Raw genomic sequence first — 15,913 nt, 5'->3', positions numbered from 1 at the left:
CCGGGCTTCCGGGCCGCCTTTTTCGATTCTAGGCTGCCTCGATGCGCCGCCTCATCCTTCTCTTCGCTGCTCTCCTGTTCGCTACGCCGGCGCTTGCCGAAACCCTCCTCCTCCGGCCCGCCAGGGTTTTTGATGGACTTGACCCCCGTCCCCACGAAGGCTGGAGCGTCCTGGTCGAGGGCGAGAGGATAGCCGCTGCGGGCCCGAGCGTCACGGCGCCCACCGGGGCTCGTACCATCGAGCTTCCCGGGACCACGCTGATGCCGGGCATGATCGAGGGGCACTCGCACCTGTTCCTGCACCCCTATAACGAGACGCTCTGGGACGATCAGGTCCTCCATGAGCCCCTCGCGCTCCGAACCGCCCGCGCGGTCGTCCACGCCGAGAAGACGTTGATGGCAGGCTTCACCACCGAGCGCGATCTTGGCACCGAGGGCGCCGGCTACGCCGACGTCGGCCTCAAGCAGGCAATTACTCAGGGCATCGTTCCTGGACCCAGGCTCCTGGTCGCCACCAGGGCAAATGTTGCAAGAGGCGCATATGGCCCCAAGGGCTTCGAACCGGGCGTCCTAGTTCCGCAAGGCGCCGAGGAGATCAGCGGCGCCGACGAGATGACGAGGGCTGCCCGGGACCAGATCGCCGCGGGCGCGGACGTCATCAAGATGTATGCGGATTACCATTACCGGCCCCACGAACCCAGCCGACCGACGATGACCGAAGCAGAAATAGCCGCCGGCGTCGCAGTTGCCCATGACGCCGGAAGGCTGGCGGCTGCCCACGCGACAACTGCCGAGGGCATGCGCCGCGCAGCGCTCGCAGGCGTCGATACGATCGAGCACGGCTACGGCGGCACCCCCGAGGTGTTCAAGCTGATGCACGATCGCAAGATCGCGCTCTGTCCGACGCTCGGCGCTTCGGAGGCCTACGCCCGCTACTTCGAGCATTGGAACGGCCAGGAGCCGGCGCCCGAAGGCGTTCAGGAGAACCGCCGCTCCTTCCGCGCGGCCCTGAAAGCAGGAGTGCCGATCTGCATGGGGGGCGACGTCGGCGTCTTCAGCCACGGCAAGAACTGGCTCGAAATGGAAGCGATGCAGCGGGCCGGAATGCCCGCATCCCAAGTATTGATTGCTGCGACATCGGGCAATGCGCAGATCTTTCACCTTGCGGATCGGGGCGCGGTCCGGCCGGGTCTTCTTGCCGACCTCGTCGCAGTGGATGGTGATCCGACGCGCGACGTATCAGCAGTCGAACACGTCCGCTTCGTCATGAAGGGCGGCACTGTGGTCCGCGCGCCATAAAAACCGGAACTCCATCAAAAACGAAGCCTTATCCCGCGACCCATCGGCGCCTACAACCGAGCTCTATGCTTCAACTCCTTCGTCATTGATGCCCCGCGCCTTCACTCGTGCGGTCAGCCCGCTCATCGCCCAATGCCAGCTCACCCACCTCGAGCGCCGCCCGATCGACGCAAGCAAGGCGGCGCTGCAGCATCATTCCTACGAGCAGGCCCTTGCAAGCGCGGGCTATGAGCTTGTTCGTCTGCCGGAGCTGCCTTCCGACCCGGACGCTGTATTCGTCGAAGACACAGCACTGATCCTTGACGGGCATGCCGTCATCACTCGCCCGGGAGCCGCGTCACGTGCGGGCGAGACGAAATCCACGGCCGCGGGCCTCGTGCACCACTTCGAACTCCACAGCATCGAGTGCGGCTTTCTCGATGGCGGCGATGTCCTGAGGATCGGCCGCACTCTTTACGTTGGCCTCTCGACTCGAACGGACCATGCGGGGGTCCAGGCGCTTTCAACCCTCGCCCGGCCTCTCGGGTTTTCCGTGGTCGGAGCCAAGCTCGGCGCCTGCCTTCATCTGAAGACAGGAGCGAGCCTAGCGGGCGCCGACGGCTCGGGTACCCTGGTCCTTCTCTATTGTGGTTCCTCGATCGATCCCACGCAGTTTGCCGGTGTTGAACCGGTAGCAGTGGACGCGGACGAGCCTTCGGCCGCCAATTGCGTGCGAGTGGGCAACAGGCTCGTCATCCCGGCGGGAAATCCAAGGACTGCCGACCTCCTCGGAAGTCGGGGGTTCGACGTCATCGAGGTCGATGTCAGCGAGCTTCAGAAGGCCGAAGCGGGCGTTACCTGTATGAGCCTCATCGACGATCGAGCCTAGAGGTTGACGGTCTCCATCCCGCGTTCGTGATATCGTTCGCCGGCAGCAGCGCCAGCAGGCAGGATCTCGTCCAGGCGCTGAAGCTCATCGGAAGAAAGGCTGACGTCGAGCGCGCCGATATTCTCGTCGAGGTAACGGACGTGCTTGGTGCCCGGGATCGGCACGATGTCCTGCCCCTGGGCAAGGACCCAGGCGAGCGCAAGCTGGGCGGCAGTGCAACCCTTTTCCCGGGCCATCGCTTCGACTTCGCCCACGAGCTTGATATTTTTCTCGAAATTCTCGCCCTGGAAGCGCGGATGGTTCTTGCGGAAATCGTCCTCCGGGAAATCGGCCGGCGACTTGAAACGACCGCTGAGAAACCCACGACCGAGAGGAGAATAAGCAACATAGCCGATCCCGAGCTCCCGGATAGTCGGAATGACCTCGGCCTCGGCGTCCCGGCTCCATAGTGAAAGCTCGGTCTGGACGGCGGTGATCGGGGATGTTGCATAGGCGGCACGGATCGTTCGAGGCGCCGCTTCGGAAAGGCCGAGGAAGCGCACCTTCCCCTCCTGCTGGAGCCGCGACATCTCGCCCACGGTATCCTCGATCGGGACCGACTGGTCGACGCGGTGCTGGTAGTAAAGGTCGATGACATCGATGCCGAGACGCTTGAGGCTCGCTTCGCAGGCTGACCGGACATAGGCGGGATCGCCGCGAACGCCGAGAAACTCGCCCGCTGGCCCCCGCACATTCCCGAACTTCGTCGCGAGGAACACTTGGTCGCGCCGGTCGCGGATCGCCTTCCCGACGAGTTCCTCGTTCCTGCCGACGCCGTACATGTCCGCGGTATCGAGGAAGTTCACGCCTCGTTCGATTGCGTGGTGGATAGTTGCAATCGATTCCTGCTCGCTACCCGAGCCGTAGAATTCGCTCATCCCCATGCAGCCAAGGCCAATGGCGGAGACTTCGGGCCCGTCCTTCCCAAGGCGACGCTTCGTGACCTCGAACATCTTGTTCTCCCATTTTTCAGACGCCGAGACGCGCCCGTGCTTCTTCCAGCCCAAGTGGGATCGCGATCCGCTTGTTGCGAGACGTTCTCCCCGAAATGATCGTCACTTCGGAACGGCTGATCCCAAGTGCCTTCGAAAGCAGCTTCACTACCGCTTCGTTGGCCGAGCCTTCTGTCGGCGCTTCGCTTACCCGCACCTCGAGTTCCTCGCGGCCCGCAGCATCAGTGGACCACCGGCCAAGACCGGGTCGTGCCGATCGAGGACGGACGCGAATTGCGATGATGCTGCTCAATCCATGTGGACCGGAGGACCACCGCCGCCGACCTGGTTGCCGCGGCGCATCAGCAGCAGCAGTGGCAGCACCGCGAAGGTCACCAGCATCATCAGCTTGAAGTCATCGAGATAGGCAATGAAGAGCGCCTGCCGGTTTATCTCCATGTTGATGTAGGCGAGCACGGCGGGACCTGCGACGGGGAAGACCGTCTGCAGCATCGTCGGGTCCAGGGTCGGAATGGTTTGCTCGGTGATATTATGCGCAAGATCCGCATGGGCGACCTGGGTCATCCGGACGAGCTGCGTGCTGACAACCGAGATGCCGACCGATCCCCCGACATTTCGCGAGAGGTTGAGCAATGCTGCAGCGGTCGTCCTTGCCTTTGCCGGCAATGTCTCGAACGCAAGGCTTTGAAGCGGCACGAAGATCAGTCCAAGGCCAAGACCCTGGACCACACCGCTCAGGATTACGGGCTGCGAGGGCTGGTCGATCGCAAAACCGGTCATCATGTAGAGCGACACGCCCATGAAGCAGACGCCGATGCCGACAAGGATGCGGGCGTCGATCTTGCCGGTGAGGCGGCCGGCCATGAGCATGGAAATGAGGGTTCCAACGCCGCGCGGAGCAGTGAGGAAGCCGGACTGCAATACCGAATAGCCGTACAAGTTCTGCAAGAGGGGCGGCAATAGCGCGAGGCCTGCGAGCAGCAGCACGCCCGTCACCGCCATGAACAGCATCCCCGTCGCGAAATTCCGGTCCTTGAACATCGACCGGTCGAACAGCGGGTGCTCGGCCGTCACCATGTGGACGATGAACATCCAGGTTGCAGCAATCGCCAGCCCAAGCTCGATCCGGATCTCCCAGCTCGACAGCCAGTCTGCCTGTTCTCCGCGATCGAGGAAGAGCTGCAGTCCCGCAAGCGCCAGCGCGAGCAGCACGAACCCGAACATGTCGAACTGGCGGCGGTGGGTCTCCGTCTTCGGCATGAACCGCATCATGATCAGCGTGCAAAGGATGCCCACGGGCAGGTTCACCAGGAATACCCACCGCCAGTTGTAATTATCCGTGAGCCAGCCGCCCAGAACGGGTCCCAGGATCGGGCCTATCATCACCCCGCCGCCGAACAGCGCCATCGCCTGCCCGTGCTTCTCCCTGGGGTTGATGTCGAACAAAGTCGCCTGGGCAAGCGGCACGATGAAAGCGCCGCTGACGCCCTGGAAGGCACGGAACATCACCATTTCGCCAAGCGAGGTCGCGGTAGCGCAAAGAACAGAGGCGGCGGTGAAGCACACGACTGAAATCAGCAGCAGGCGCTTGCGGCCTACCCTGTCGGCAAGCCAGCCGCTGATCGGCAAGGCGATCGCGGAGGCGACGATATAGCTCGTCAGGACCCAGTTGATCTGGTCCTGGGATGCGCTGAGGTCGGCCTGCATGTGCGGGAGCGCGACGTTTGCGATCGTCGTGTCGAGCACCTGGAGGAGGACGGCCATCATCACCCCGATGGTGACAATCAGCCGTTCGCCCGATGGCAGCGGATGCGTTGCTTCGTGGGCCGGCGTCTCGGCCATCGCGTCTTATTTCTTCTTGTCGTCGAGTTGGACGGTCGCGGTCACCGACAGACCCGCGATCATTGGCCGCGAAGGCGTCCCGTCGAAGGAAATCCGGACCGGTACGCGCTGTGTGACCTTGACCCAGTTGCCGTTGGCATTCTGGGCAGGGAGGAGGGAGAACTCGCTTCCCGTTCCAGCGCCGATGCTTTGCACGCGTCCGCGGAATTTCTCGCCGCCATAGGCGTCGACCTCGATGGTCGCGGGCTGGCCTGGCGCCATTCGCGCGAGGTCCTTTTCCTTGAAGTTCGCTTCGACCCAGGCTGTCGCACTGTGTACCAGCGAAATCATGCCGATGCCCTGCACGGCCATTTGGCCGACCTGCAGCTTATCGGCGTTCTCGATGACCCCGTCCATCGGAGCCCTGACAGCGGTGCGCTCAAGGTCGAGTCTGGCCTTGTCGACTGCCGCCTGGGCCTGCGCGATCTGTGGCTGCGCGCCGCCAGGTGCAACCGCGGCGTTCGCATTGGCCGCGCGCGCACGCGCATCGGCAAGCTGCGTCTCGGCGCTCCGCACCTCGTTCATCGCGTCTTCGTAATCCGCACGGGTCGTAAAGCCTTGCTTCAGGAGCGCCTGCTGCCGTCCGAACGCGTTGCGCTTGATCGCAAGGTTCGCTTCCGCGCCGGTAATGTCGCCCGACGTACCGGCTGCCGTCGTCCTCAGCACCTGGGTCTGGAGACGCGCGTTGGCGAGCGCGGCCTCGGCCTGTTCGAGCGCTACCCTGTAAGGCTGCGGGTCGATCCTGAAGAGGATGTCACCGCGCTTTGCGCGCGCGCCGTTGCGAACGAAGACCTCGACGATCTGGCCGTTCACCTGGGGGCTGACCGAGACGATGTCCTGGCGGATCTGCGCATCGTCCGTCGAGACGCTACCGCCGCTTGTAAGCCAGTAATAGGCCCCGCCCACGATGAGCAGAGCCGGGACGATGACCAGGAGGATCGTTCGCGTCCAGTTTCGGCCGCCCTCTTTCCGGGCACGCTTCCGCTTCGGTTCTTCGACCGTTTCTGCGGGAGCCATCGGCTGGGTCTGCATTTTATTCATTGATTGGAAGCCCTGTTCATCGGTGCGGTCCGAGAGGCGTTCTCGCGCGCTCTGGCGAGCACTTGCCTCGTGATTTCAATCTCTTTGGGGTCAATTCCTGCAAACGCCTCGGCGATCATCTCGTCGGCCACTCCCCGAAGCTTCTCGACCAGCGGCTGTGCACGTGCGGTGACGTGAAGCCGCCAGACGCGACGATCCGCCGGATCGGCCACGCGTTCGACCAGGCCTCCATCCTCGAGCCGGTCGACGATCCTCGACAATGTGATCGGCTCGATGTCGAGCATGTCCGCGAGCTCGATCTGCCGAAGGCCGGGCTGGCGCGTCAGGCGGAACAGGACTTTCCACTGCGCGCGGGTCACCCCGAGCCCCACGGCACGCCTGTCGAAGGCCTTGCGCAGGGCATGGGCGGTCTCGCCAATCTCGAAGGGAAGGGTTTCCATGAGCAACCGATATAGTAAGCTTGCTTATATTAAGCAACCCTTTAGACGACCGCCGGTTCCCGCTGCCGGCGAATTTCATCTTGCGCCGGCAGCAAGACTTCTGCTTGGCTTGCCCAAGAGCCGCAGGAGACCGGCGATGCAATTCGTTTGGATGGGATTTCTAAAAGCGGGCGAAGCAATCGACCAGGACGTGCAGGAGCAAATCAGCCAGTTCCTGCAGCAGCCCTACATTCCCATCCAGGCCGCGGGGGCACTACGCAACAAAGCGGGCGAGCGAGCGGGCTACCTCATGATCTTCGAGGCCGACCACCGCGACGCCGCCGAGGCGCTCGTGGCGGAAAGTCCGATCCGCGCCGCCGGCCTCTACAGTGAATTCCACTTGTTCCAATATCAGAACGAAGTGGGCTAGCCGTCCGTTCAGCGCTCCGCGCCAGGGTCCATCGATGCCTCACCCCCGTCGCTATCGGCTTGACCGGATGAGACCTGCTGTTCCGCGGACAGAAGCGCCTTGTAATTGCTGACGACCGACCGGCACGTCTTCAGTCCCTCGCTCAACAGTAAATTTGCTGCTTCGAACTCCCCTTCGCGGGGGTCATTCACCTGCGACACGAAAAAACCTCAATCCACCGAACAACCGCGTTTATAAACCGCGGCGGATCGATCGGGTTTCGCAGCTTGTCGCTTTCTTGCGTCGACTCCTGTCGAAGAACGCGCTCCCAGGATCAGGACGACGCGGCGCCCCCGCAAGCACGGCCGATCGCGGCTTCGAGCACCGCTGGAGTAAAGGGCTTGAGAAGCATCTCGACGCCCTTCGGGCGGTCGGAAATGATTTCAGTCTCGGCGTAACCAGTGATGAGAAGCGCCGGGACTTCGGGACACAGCTCCCTTGCTTGGCGCAGAAAGTCGGTGCCGGAGAGGTGGGGCATCGCGTAATCGGTGATGAGGAGGTCGAAATCGCAGTCGCGCTTCTTCAGAAGCACGAGCGCCTCCGCACCATTGTCCGCCTCGACGACCTTGTGGCCGCCGTCCTCGAGCACCGCGGCAGTCGTGCTTCTGACCTCAGGATGGTCGTCGACCAGCAGTACCTTGAGCGAGCGCAGCGTGATCTTGCTTTGCTCTATGACCTTGGGCTCCTCGGCAACCGCGGATTCCGGAGCCCGCGGCAACCACAGTTCAGCTGTAGTCCCGGCACCCAACTCGCTTTCGAGCCGGAACGCACCGTTTGACTGTTTGGCAAAACCATAGACCATGCTGAGGCCGAGCCCGCTGCCCTTGCCTATCTCCTTGGTCGTGAAAAAGGGCTCCATCACCTTTTCGATATTGTCCGACGAAATGCCCGTTCCGGTGTCGGCGACGGCGAGATGGACATAGTCTCCGCCCGCGATTTCCGGCAGTTCCTCGTTTGAAAGCACGCGGTTGCCGGTGATGATCGTGATTGTCCCTCCGGTGGGCATCGCGTCGCGCGCGTTGATGATGAGATTGACGAGCGCGAGCTCGAGCTGCGCCTGGTCCGCGAATACCGGCCAGGTTCCATCCTCGATCTGCCATTCAAGATGGACGAGGCCGCCGAGCGTATGCGTGAGGAGGTCGGCGACAGCCTCGCGAAGCGCAACAAGGTCGATCGGCCGCGGCTCGAGCTGCTGGCGCCGGGCGAATGCCAACAGGCGCCGGACGAGCTCGCTTCCCTGCTCGGCAGCGCGCCTCGTCATGCCCAGGACGCGCCGCTGCTCCTCCGGGAGCTCGACCTTGCGCTCGATGAGGCTGAGGCCACCGATCACCGCTGCAAGCAGATTGTTGAAATCGTGCGCGATGCCGCCCGTCAGCTTTCCGATTGCATCCATCTTCTGGGCCTGGATCAGCTGGCTCTCGAGCGACCGCTGCTCGCTGATGTCGGTCAGCGTGCCAGCGAATTCGACCGGTTTGCCGTCACCATCCCTGAGAAGCACGGCCTGATCATGGAAATGCTTGTAGCCGCCCTCCGCGCACTGCCAGCGATATTCAATGGATCCGCGCCCTGTTTTCCGCCTTGCCTCGAGTGAGGCGATGACCCGGTTGCGATCCTCGGGATGGAGCCGATCGACCCAAATCTGTGGCCGCTCGTGAACCTCTTCCAGGGTAAAACCGCAGATCCCTTCAAGGTCACCGCTCACATAGGTCGGCGCGCGCGGATTGGCGTCATAGGGTTCGAGATAAAGCACCATCGGCAGAGACTGGATGATCGCTGCCTGGCGTTGCTCCGCGCGCCTTAGTTCCTGCTCCGCGCGCAGTCGTTCGGCATTGGCGCGAAGGTTCGCATCGAGAAGCGCCTGCTCGTGCCTTGCCTTTCGCTCGACCTCTTTCGATTTTTCGAACAGTTCAACGAAGACTGCGACCTTGGAACGCAGGATTACGGGATCGACCGGTTTGAACACATAGTCGACCGCACCCATGGAATATCCGCGCAGGAGATGCTCGGTTTCCTTGTTCACAGCCGACAGGAAGACGATCGGAATGCCCTTGGTCTGGTCACGGCTCCGGATGATCTGGGCGGTTTCATAGCCGTCCATGCCCGGCATGTAGACGTCGAGCAGGATTACCGCGAACTCGCCCTTCAAAAGATGCCGAAGCGCCTCCTCGCCAGAGCGGGCGAGCACCACTTCTCCAAGATCCTCGAGCACGGTCGCGACGGCGAGGAGGTTTCGCTCATCGTCGTCAACCAAAAGGACCCGTGCGTGCTCGGGCTGCCGTTCGGCAGCCGGCTCCTCGTCCGCGAGGCGGAGCGGGACTGGTATTTCCCCCACCGGACCGTTCACGGGATTACTCCGCCGCCTCCAGCGGGATCGGCGGCGCGGATGCCGCCAGGGTCTCCCGGCCGCGGGCAACCCAGACGCGCAAGAGAGCAAGGAGAAGCTCGATGTCGACGGGCTTCGCGATATAGTCGGAAGCCCCGGCATCGAGACATTTCTTCCGGTCGCCCTTCATCGCTTTGGCAGTCACCGCGATCAGTGGCAGGTCGGCAAGCTCGGGCCGCGCTCGGATCTGCTGCATCGTTTCATACCCGTCCATCTCCGGCATCATGATGTCGATGAGCGCGACATCGACGCCTGGTGTCTGCTCGAGGATCAGAATTCCGTCCTTTCCCCGCTCGGCGTGAAGCACTTCGACGTCATGGCTCTCCAGAACGCTCGTAAGCGAGAAGATGTTGCGGATGTCGTCATCGACGATCAGCACCTTGGATCCGGCAAGCTCCGCCAGGGGGTTACTCGATGGCGATGCGGCTCCCTCGGTCTTGCGCCGCTTGCGCGGCTTCTTGGCCGTTTCCTCGCGGAGGGCGTCGAATAGCTTGACGAGCTCTGCGCGCTCCGCCGGCTTCTCCGTCACTCCAAAGGCACCCATGCCAATGGCCGCCTGGCTGCGATCGGCGCCCGAAACAACATGAATGGGAACGTTCCTCGTCTCGGGATCGTGCTTCAGAAGGTCGAGCAGTACGAACCCGTCGATGTCGGCCAGGCCCAAGTCCAGCGTAATCGCGCTCGGCTGAAGCTTGCGCGCCATCGCGAGCGTACCGGCACCAGCCGTCGAGACCACTCCCTTGAGCTTTGCCTCGTGCGCTGCATCGAGAAGGATCGACGCGAAGGTCGGGTCGTCCTCGACAATGAGAACGAACGGGTCCTTGCCGATCTCGTCCCGATCATCGCTGACCTCGAACCCGGTTGGAAGGGCCGAAGGCACCACTGCTCCGCTATTGTCATAGCGGGCGGACGTCCCGGAAACCGTGGTCCCGACGTCTGCTTCCGCCTCGAGCGGGATATAGAGCGTGAAGGTTGATCCCTCGCCCGGCCTTGAGCGTACCTGTAACTCGCCTCCGAGCAGCCTTGCGATCTCGCGGCTGATCGAGAGGCCAAGGCCCGTGCCGCCATATTTGCGGCTGGTCGTACCGTCAGCCTGCTGGAATGCCTCGAAGATCAGCTTCTGCTTGTCGTCCGGAATGCCGATACCGGTGTCGGTAACGGCGATCTCGATCGCACGGTCGGCTTTCCGCAGAACCGGGTGGGTCTTGTTCCATCCACTGTGCGCAGTGCGAACGCCCAGGGTGACGCCGCCCTTCGAGGTAAACTTGAAGGCGTTGGAGAGAAGATTGAGCACGATCTGCTGCAGCCTCTTCTCGTCGGTAAGGATCGTTTGCGGCAGTTTGGCGTCGAACTTGACGTTGAATTCGAGGCCTTTGTCTGCGGCTAGCTGGCGGAAGGTGCGCTCCATGTGCTGCTTGAGATGCATCATCGGCATCTCGCCAACCTCGATCGTCACCGTACCCGATTCGATCTTCGAGAGATCGAGGATGTCGTTGATGAGGTTGAGGAGATCCGATCCCGCCGAATTGATGGTCCGAGCGAACTCGACCTGCTTGTCGTTGAGGTTTCCCTGAGCATTGTCGGACAGGAGCTTTGAAAGGATCAGCAGCGAGTTGAGCGGGGTCCTGAGCTCATGCGACATGTTGGCAAGGAACTCTGACTTGTACTTCGAGGTGAGCGCCAGCTGCTCGGCCTTTTCCTCGAGCGCGCGTCGCGCCATCTCGATTTCGAGGTTCTTCGCCTCGACCTGCTTCTTCTCGTTTTCGAGCAGCTGCGCCTTTTCCTGAAGCTCCTCGTTGGTCGCGTGGAGCTCCTGCTGCTTGCGCGTGAGCTCGGTCTGCCGCGCCTGGAGCTCGGTCGTCAGCAGCTGCGACTGCTTGAGAAGACCTTCCGTCCTCATCGTTGCGGCAATCGTGTTGAGCACGATGCCGACCGATTCCATAAGCTGGTCGAGGAAGTTCTGGTGAGTCTCGTTGAACTCGCCGAACGAGGCGAGTTCAATGACCGCCTTCACCTCGTCCTCGAACAGCGCCGGGAGAATGTTGACGTTTGCCGGTCTCGCGTAGCCAAGGCCTGAGCCGATACGGATGAAATCCGGTGGGACGTCCTTCAGGAGGATTGGCCGGCGGTCGGCCGCAGCCTGTCCGATCAGGCCCTCGCGCAGGCGGAAATCCTGCTTGAGTTCGTCGGCGTTTTCCGCGCCGTAGCTCGCGACGAGTTCCAGCTTCGTCTCGTCCTCTTCGCGCTTGGTTACGTAGAAGACACCATATTGCGCGTTCACCAGCGGTGCGAGCTCGGACATGATGAGGTTCGAGACGGTCGCAAGATCGCGTTCGCCCTGGAGCATGCGACTGAAGCGAGCGAGGTTGGTCTTGAGCCAGTCCTGCTCGGCATTCTTCAGCGTCTGCTCCTTGAGGTTGCTGATCATCTCATTGATCGTGTCCTTGAGCGCCGCCATCTCGCCCGACGCCTCGACCGCGATGGAGCGGGTAAGGTCGCCCTTGGTGACGGCGGTCGCAACTTCGGCGATCGAGCGGACCTGGTTGGTGAGGTTCGCGGCGAGCTGGTTCACGTTGTCCGTCAAGTCGCGCCACAGGCCCGCCGCGCCAGGGACGCGCGCCTGCCCGCCAAGCTTGCCCTCGATGCCGACCTCGCGGGCCATGTTGGTGACCTGATCGCCAAAGGTCGAGAGCGTGTCGATCATGAAGTTGATGGTGTCGGCGAGCGCCGCGATCTCGCCCTTGGCATCGACGGTCAGCTTCCGCTTGAGGTTGCCCTGCGCCACCGCGGTCACGACCTCGGCGATGCCGCGCACCTGGTTGGTAAGGTTGGTCGCCATGAGATTCACGTTGTCGGTCAGGTCCTTCCAGGTCCCTCCGACGCCGGGCACCTGTGCCTGCCCGCCAAGTTTGCCCTCGGTGCCGACTTCGCGGGCGACGCGGGTAACCTCGCTCGCGAACGCGTTGAGCTGATCGACCATGGTGTTGATCGTGTTCTTGAGCGCGAGGATCTCGCCCTTCACGTCCACGGTGATCTTCTTGGAAAGGTCGCCCTTGGCGACCGCGGTTGTCACGTCGGCGATGTTGCGCACCTGTCCCGTAAGGTTCGCGGCCATGAGGTTCACGTTGTCGGTAAGGTCCTTCCACGTGCCGGCGACGCCGCGTACCTGCGCCTGGCCGCCTAGCTTTCCTTCCGTGCCGACCTCGCGGGCGACGCGCGTCACCTCGCTCGCGAAGGAATTGAGCTGGTCCACCATGGTGTTGATGGTGTTCTTGAGCTCGAGGATCTCACCCTTCACGTCCACGGTGATCTTCTTGGAAAGGTCACCGGAGGCGACCGCGGTGGTCACCTCCGCGATGTTGCGGACCTGGCCCGTGAGGTTGGCCGCCATCGCGTTCACATTGTCGGTGAGGTCCTTCCACGTGCCGCCGACGCCGGGCACCTGCGCCTGCCCGCCAAGCTTGCCCTCGGTACCGACCTCGCGGGCGACGCGCGTCACCTCGCTCGCGAACGCGTTCAGCTGGTCGACCATCGTGTTGATGGTGTTCTTGAGCTCGAGGATCTCCCCCTTCACGTCCACGGTAATCTTCTTGGAAAGGTCGCCCCGCGCGACCGCGGTCGTCACCTCGGCAATGTTGCGCACCTGGCCCGTCAGATTGCCGGCCATGAGGTTCACGCTGTCGGTGAGATCGGCCCAGGTGCCGGCAACGCCTTCGACCTGCGCCTGACCGCCGAGCTTTCCTTCCGAGCCTACTTCGCGCGCCACGCGCGTCACCTCGGACGCGAAAGAATTGAGCTGGTCCACCATCGTATTGATGGTGTCCTTGAGCTCGAGGATCTCGCCACGGACGTCGACGGTGATCTTCTTGGAAAGGTCCCCCTTGGCGACCGCCGTCGTCACCTCAGCGATGTTGCGGACCTGCGCCGTCAAATTGCCGCCCATGAGGTTCACGTTGTCGGTAAGGTCCTTCCAAGTGCCAGCGACGCCTTCGACCTGCGCCTGGCCGCCGAGCTTTCCTTCCGAACCCACTTCGCGCGCGACGCGCGTCACTTCGGACGCAAAGGAATTGAGCTGGTCCACCATGGTGTTGATGGTGTTCTTGAGCTCGAGGATCTCGCCCTTCACGTCCACGGTGATCTTCTTGGAAAGGTCACCGCGAGCAATTGCGGTCGTCACCTCGGCGATGTTGCGGACCTGGCCCGTGAGGTTGGCCGCCATCGCGTTCACATTGTCGGTTAGGTCGGCCCAGGTGCCGGCGACGCCGGGCACCTGCGCCTGCCCGCCCAGCTTTCCTTCAGTTCCCACTTCGCGCGCGACGCGGGTCACTTCCGAGGCGAAGCCGTTAAGCTGGTCCACCATCGTGTTGATGGTGTTCTTGAGCTCGAGGATCTCGCCCTTCACGTCGACGGTAATCTTCTTGGAAAGATCGCCCTTGGCGACCGCGGTCGTGACTTCTGCAATATTGCGGACCTGGCCGGTCAGATTGTCGGCCATGAGGTTGACGTTATCCGTCAAGTCCTTCCAGGTGCCCGCGACGCCTTCGACGCGGGCCTGGCCCCCAAGCTTTCCTTCCGTTCCCACTTCGCGCGCGACGCGGGTCACTTCCGAGGCGAAGCCGTTAAGCTGGTCCACCATGGTGTTGATCGTGTTCTTGAGCTCGAGGATCTCGCCCTTCACCTCGACGGTGATCTTCTTGGAAAGGTCGCCGCGAGCGACGGCCGTCGTCACTTCCGCGATGTTTCGCACCTGGCCGGTGAGATTGGTCGCCATCGCGTTCACATTGTCGGTGAGGTCCTTCCACGTGCCGGCGACACCCTTCACCTTGGCCTGACCGCCGAGCTTTCCTTCCGTGCCGACCTCGCGTGCGACGCGCGTCACTTCGGAGGCGAAGCCGTTCAGCTGGTCCACCATGGTGTTCACAACCTTACCGATGCGCAGGAATTCGCCGCGCAGCGGCCGGCCGTCGATTTCAACCGTCATGCTTTGAGAAAGGTCGCCCTTGGCGACCGCGCCGATGACGCGGGACACTTCAGCCGTCGGCTGCACCATGTCCTCGATGAGCTCGTTGACCGACCGGACGGCCGTTTCCCAACCGCCGCGCGCATTCTTCACCCGGCCCCGCTGGGTGATCTTGCCTTCCTTGCCGACGACCTTGGAAAGCCGCTCGAACTCCTGGGCCATTTCCTCGTTGAGAGAGACCACCTCGTTGAAGACGGTTGCAATCTCGCCATCGAGCCCGTCGACCTCCTCAGGGAGACGCACGGAGAAGTCGCCGCGGCGCAAAGCGCGCAGCGCGCTGACGAGTTGGCGGCGATCAATGAAGTCGCGCGGTGCTTGGACGTTCACGTGGTTACTCCGGTGGCTACTCTCCCCCCACCCAGGTTGATCCAAGCGCAGCCCCCCGGCTGCGAACTCTCAGCTTATCAAAAGATTTGGTTTATGCTTCCTGAAAATTTGAACCTCAATCGTTCAAATCCTTGGACGGAGCCAATTCTGGTACCCGGTTCGCGCATTTCGCCAATGTGCCGGGGCTGGAGCGGGTAGCGGGAATCGAACCCGCGCGATCAGCTTGGGAAGCTGACAGGCTACCATTACATCATACCCGCCCGAGGTCGCGCCGATGTGGAATTTCGTCGGTCCCAAGTCAACGCCTCGCGAGCCGCAGGATCACGACATTCTTGAAGGGGTCGCGGCAGCTCCGTGGAGCGGACGTCCGTCCATGATGGCCGCGTATGCGCTCCTGCAAGAATGGTCACCCGCCACGGCCGCGAGGGTCAAATTCCGCCCTCGACTGGCTCGAAACCCGCATCCCGCAGCCTTCCGGACAATTCATCGCCGGTGCGACGGGCAAGATCGGCGTCCTCCGACCGGATCACGAAGTTCGCCCCGTAGCTCCCGTCCCTGAAAAAAGGATAGCTTCCGATTGCGACGCCTGGATTGGCGGCCTCCGTCTCCCTCAGCAGGTCCGCGACATCGCTCTCGGCCGCTCGTGCACCAACGGTGACCGAGACTACCGGGCGTCCGCCTTCGAGTTTCCCCCTGAGTGCTTCCAGCATGCTTGCGGCAATCTGTGGCACCCCCGCCAGAATGTAGACGTTCTCGATCTTCACGCCCGGCGCTCCCGAACTGGGGTTTTGGATCAACTCCGCGCCTCGCGGAGTACGCGCCATCCTCAGCCGGGCCTCAGTCAGTCCGCCCGGCCGGTCGCGATAATAATTTTCGAGGATCCTGCGTGCCTCCGGGTGCTCGATGACTTCTACTCCGAAGGCTGTCGCCATGGCATCGACGGTTATGTCGTCGTGAGTGGGTCCGATCCCGCCCGTCGTGAACAGATAATCATAGCTCGTTCGGAGCGCGTTCACCGCCGCCGCGATGCTCCCAATATCATCGGGCACCACCCTCACCTCCCTCAAGCGGATTCCCTGTTCGTTGAGCCATAGTGCGACCTGCGCGATATTCCTGTCCTGGGTTCGACCCGACAGGATCTCATCGCCGATGACCAAAAGCGCCGCGTTCCATTGCTTCGACTGAGCGGCCAAGGACCTTCTCCATTCGACTTCA

Annotated in this window: 12 protein-coding genes and 1 tRNA gene; 3 read left to right on the top strand and 10 right to left on the bottom strand. The window is 62.6% G+C overall.

The window, feature by feature from the left end; translation table 11 throughout:
* Nucleotides 1-41 precede the first annotated feature (41 nt).
* Both V8192_RS13835 and V8192_RS13830 read left to right on the top strand, forming a co-directional pair.
* Nucleotides 42-1,298: a metal-dependent hydrolase family protein gene (locus V8192_RS13835; RefSeq protein WP_341633686.1), complete on the top strand. Its 1,257-nt coding sequence runs from the start codon at nucleotides 42-44 to the stop codon at nucleotides 1,296-1,298.
* An 88-nt stretch (nucleotides 1,299-1,386) separates the two neighbouring features.
* Nucleotides 1,387-2,166: a dimethylarginine dimethylaminohydrolase family protein gene (locus tag V8192_RS13830; RefSeq protein WP_341633685.1), complete on the top strand. Its 780-nt coding sequence runs from the start codon at nucleotides 1,387-1,389 to the stop codon at nucleotides 2,164-2,166.
* On the opposite strand, the gene V8192_RS13825 is transcribed toward V8192_RS13830, so the two are convergent.
* From V8192_RS13825 to V8192_RS13805, 5 genes are read right to left on the bottom strand one after another with little or no spacing between them, the layout of a single operon-like run.
* On the bottom strand, nucleotides 2,163-3,158 hold the full coding sequence (locus V8192_RS13825; protein WP_341633684.1) for an aldo/keto reductase: 996 nt from the start codon (nucleotides 3,156-3,158) through the stop codon (nucleotides 2,163-2,165). The genes V8192_RS13830 and V8192_RS13825 overlap by 4 nt on opposite strands.
* Before the next feature lie 16 nt (nucleotides 3,159-3,174).
* The gene (locus V8192_RS13820; protein WP_341633683.1) at nucleotides 3,175-3,450 is read right to left on the bottom strand and encodes a DUF167 domain-containing protein; all 276 of its coding nucleotides are present in this window, start codon (nucleotides 3,448-3,450) and stop codon (nucleotides 3,175-3,177) included.
* A complete protein-coding gene (locus V8192_RS13815) occupies nucleotides 3,447-5,000 on the bottom strand; it encodes a DHA2 family efflux MFS transporter permease subunit (protein WP_341633682.1) in 1,554 nt (517 codons plus the stop codon). Before V8192_RS13815 ends, V8192_RS13820 begins: the two co-directional genes overlap by 4 nt.
* A gap of 6 nt (nucleotides 5,001-5,006) precedes the next feature.
* Nucleotides 5,007-6,071, bottom strand: coding sequence for an HlyD family secretion protein (locus V8192_RS13810; RefSeq protein WP_341633681.1), 1,065 nt, complete (start codon nucleotides 6,069-6,071; stop codon nucleotides 5,007-5,009).
* Nucleotides 6,072-6,076: 5 nt separating this feature from the next.
* Nucleotides 6,077-6,520, bottom strand: coding sequence for a MarR family winged helix-turn-helix transcriptional regulator (locus V8192_RS13805; protein ID WP_341633680.1), 444 nt, complete (start codon nucleotides 6,518-6,520; stop codon nucleotides 6,077-6,079).
* Nucleotides 6,521-6,656: 136 nt separating this feature from the next.
* Here V8192_RS13805 and V8192_RS13800 point away from each other — a divergent pair, with 136 nt between their 5' ends.
* Entirely contained in the window at nucleotides 6,657-6,929 is a 273-nt protein-coding gene (locus tag V8192_RS13800) for a YciI family protein (RefSeq protein ID WP_341633679.1), read from the top strand.
* 8 nt (nucleotides 6,930-6,937) lie between these two features.
* On the opposite strand, the gene V8192_RS13795 is transcribed toward V8192_RS13800, so the two are convergent.
* The 5 genes from V8192_RS13795 to V8192_RS13775 form a co-directional block, all read right to left on the bottom strand.
* Entirely contained in the window at nucleotides 6,938-7,129 is a 192-nt protein-coding gene (locus V8192_RS13795) for a hypothetical protein (RefSeq protein ID WP_341633678.1), read from the bottom strand.
* A 113-nt stretch (nucleotides 7,130-7,242) separates the two neighbouring features.
* Nucleotides 7,243-9,312, bottom strand: a complete 2,070-nt coding sequence (locus tag V8192_RS13790) for a PAS domain-containing hybrid sensor histidine kinase/response regulator (protein ID WP_341633677.1) — start codon at nucleotides 9,310-9,312, stop codon at nucleotides 7,243-7,245.
* A gap of 4 nt (nucleotides 9,313-9,316) precedes the next feature.
* Entirely contained in the window at nucleotides 9,317-14,698 is a 5,382-nt protein-coding gene (locus tag V8192_RS13785) for a HAMP domain-containing protein (RefSeq protein WP_341633676.1), read from the bottom strand.
* Nucleotides 14,699-14,884: 186 nt separating this feature from the next.
* A tRNA-Gly gene (locus tag V8192_RS13780) sits at nucleotides 14,885-14,958 on the bottom strand.
* A 168-nt stretch (nucleotides 14,959-15,126) separates the two neighbouring features.
* Nucleotides 15,127-15,891, bottom strand: coding sequence for a competence/damage-inducible protein A (locus V8192_RS13775; RefSeq protein WP_341633675.1), 765 nt, complete (start codon nucleotides 15,889-15,891; stop codon nucleotides 15,127-15,129).
* Nucleotides 15,892-15,913: the final 22 nt, after the last annotated feature.

Source organism: Sphingomonas agri, from assembly GCF_038148795.1.
In the GTDB taxonomy this organism is placed as follows: Bacteria; Pseudomonadota; Alphaproteobacteria; order Sphingomonadales; family Sphingomonadaceae; genus Sphingomicrobium; species Sphingomicrobium agri.
The sequence above is the reverse complement of the archived record's forward strand: the minus strand, read 5'-3'. Positions and strand labels throughout refer to the sequence as shown.

Excerpts from the sequence above, each read along its gene's own strand:
- V8192_RS13835 (WP_341633686.1), top strand. The coding sequence starts at position 42 with ATGCGCCGCCTCATCCTTCTCTTCGCTGCTCTCCTGTTCGCTACGCCG.
- V8192_RS13830 (WP_341633685.1), top strand. The coding sequence starts at position 1,387 with ATGCCCCGCGCCTTCACTCGTGCGGTCAGCCCGCTCATCGCCCAATGC.
- V8192_RS13825 (WP_341633684.1), bottom strand. The coding sequence starts at position 3,158 with ATGTTCGAGGTCACGAAGCGTCGCCTTGGGAAGGACGGGCCCGAAGTC.
- V8192_RS13815 (WP_341633682.1), bottom strand. The coding sequence starts at position 5,000 with ATGGCCGAGACGCCGGCCCACGAAGCAACGCATCCGCTGCCATCGGGC.
- V8192_RS13810 (WP_341633681.1), bottom strand. The coding sequence starts at position 6,071 with ATGCAGACCCAGCCGATGGCTCCCGCAGAAACGGTCGAAGAACCGAAG.
- V8192_RS13805 (WP_341633680.1), bottom strand. The coding sequence starts at position 6,520 with ATGGAAACCCTTCCCTTCGAGATTGGCGAGACCGCCCATGCCCTGCGC.
- V8192_RS13800 (WP_341633679.1), top strand. The coding sequence starts at position 6,657 with ATGCAATTCGTTTGGATGGGATTTCTAAAAGCGGGCGAAGCAATCGAC.